The 2080-nt window shown below is 31.9% G+C and carries 2 protein-coding genes; both read left to right on the forward strand.

What is annotated here, in order from left to right:
* Positions 1-79: 79 nt before the first annotated feature.
* Positions 80-793: a hypothetical protein gene (locus HMPREF9073_RS07680; protein WP_232212915.1), complete on the forward strand. Its 714-nt coding sequence runs from the start codon at positions 80-82 to the stop codon at positions 791-793.
* A 368-nt stretch (positions 794-1161) separates the two neighbouring features.
* Positions 1162-1539, forward strand: a complete 378-nt coding sequence (locus HMPREF9073_RS07690) for a carboxypeptidase-like regulatory domain-containing protein (RefSeq protein ID WP_009413277.1) — start codon at positions 1162-1164, stop codon at positions 1537-1539.
* Positions 1540-2080 lie beyond the last annotated feature (541 nt).

A 2080-nucleotide genomic window follows, 5' to 3' on the forward strand; every position in this document is an offset into this window, starting at 1 on the left:
ACGCCCACATAAATAAAACTTTTCGGACACCCTCATTTGATCTAAAATCTTTTAGTGAAAAATAAAGAAAATGAAAAATATGAAGAAATTACTAAACAGATGGTTTTGTTATACATTAGTGTTGCTATGTAGCGCGATATATGCGCAACCTTGTACTTTTGAGGATGTTGTAAAGGAAACAACTTATGATGTCCCTTATAAAAAATATACCGCTCCTCTTGATATGGAGAAAGTATTAAATGCTGAAAAAAGCAACTTTTTAGGGTTTATAGGGGCTAATTATAAAAGGTTGCGCATCACTTTCACCTCTATAAAAAAGAGTGAAGAAAACAAGGATGTATATGAGGTAGAAGGTTTTAGCACTGTGATGAACAAAAACAAACGGACTTTCAAAGGAACTTTCTCTTTACTTTCTCACTACAAATTTACCAAACCAGCTGACGATGATCCTCCTCTTCCTAAAAAGGGAGAAGTAGAAGGTTTTTCAACTTTTTCATACCAATTAACAGAAGACGAAAATCTTACAGCTACTGGTGTTTTTAAAGGAAAGATGATTGTAATGTGGTTCAAAAAAGTAAATGCAGCTCCCGTTTATTATATTCCTTTCCACGATGATGGTGAAAGAAACTACCAATTTTTTGGCACTTGGACGAGTTATAAAACTAAAAAAGCCTCTATAGCCTCTTGGGGAGAATATCGTATTCCCTGCTCTGGAGATTTTGATTTAGGAGATGGAGATTTTAGTCCTAATCCTAAATATTGGCAATATGGTTGGGAGGAATTTAGGTATTAAGAAAAAATGAAAAACACCTTGATTAACATAATTAAAATAGCTATCTATCTACTCTCTATGTTTTTTATAGTGGGTTTTACTCTTGTTTACTTTTATATGGATAGGGATGTTCGCGATGCAACAATAGAAATATATGTATATGATGAAAAACATAATCCCATAACGAATTGTGAGTTTCTGTTAGAGAATACATCCTATAAAGAAGGTGAAACAACCTACACCATTAGAACGAACAACAAGGGGTATTTTAAAATATTTCTTGAGAATAGCGCAAGCATATCAATATACTCAACCAATAGTCACACTTTTCTTTACTCTCAGGAAATCACTCAAAAAAGCACCAATTGCACCATCTTTTACAATCAGTTATGAATCATATAATCAATAAAATAATTAAGATTTCTTTCTTCTTCTGTATCATTTTTCTTGTGATAGTAGCAGCCTATAGTTATTATTTATTTGTATATGAAGCCCCTTGCGGAAGAACTATAGAGGGGACAGTATATGATAAACAGAAGAATATTATAAAAAATTATAAACTTTCTATTGAATATATAGAAACCACTCCTGACACTATAAAGTACGACGTTAAAACCAATGACAAAGGTTATTATAAACTTTTCTTTAAAGGAGATTGCAGAGTGAGGATAGCCGCTCCTCACATACAACCTACTATCTACCACCTTTCGTGTGGAAAACAACCCAACAGAAAAATAAAAAAAGACTTTTTTATTGAACCCATTTAAAAAAGATGAGGTTTCTCTCTATATCACAGTACGTAACAACTCTTTTTTAACAACACATCTGGAATATTACCCCTTACCTTATAATTTCAAAAAAAGAAAAAGATTCCTGTTTTATAGTCAATAGCTAACTCTATCAAATGAAGTATCTTTTCTGTTAAGTAGTCTGTATTACTGGCATCTTCTATCCTAAAATAGTTACCTTTTGTATCTTCAACTATTTGAATAGACGTTTCTTCTGGATTTTTATATATCCTTTAGTTTTTTGTTTAATTGTATATAACATCTATTGATTTTTATACTGTTTAGATGTACTAATGAATCTTTTCAAATCTCCGTTCAAGAGAGTTACTTGTATCCTATCCCTCCCCAATTCACTGGTGTGGTCACACAACCTATACATTTCATAGCCCACAAGAAATATGCCACCAGATTTTTCCTACTCTATACCTACTCAAAAGTATAAAATACTATAAAGCCTTTTGACAAAAAAGCGCAACTTAAACATTAAATAAAAAAAGAGCCTGTCCGAAAAGTTTTAACA

It is taken from the genome of Capnocytophaga sp. oral taxon 326 str. F0382 (genome assembly GCF_000318295.1).
Lineage (GTDB): Bacteria > Bacteroidota > Bacteroidia > Flavobacteriales > Flavobacteriaceae > Capnocytophaga > Capnocytophaga periodontitidis.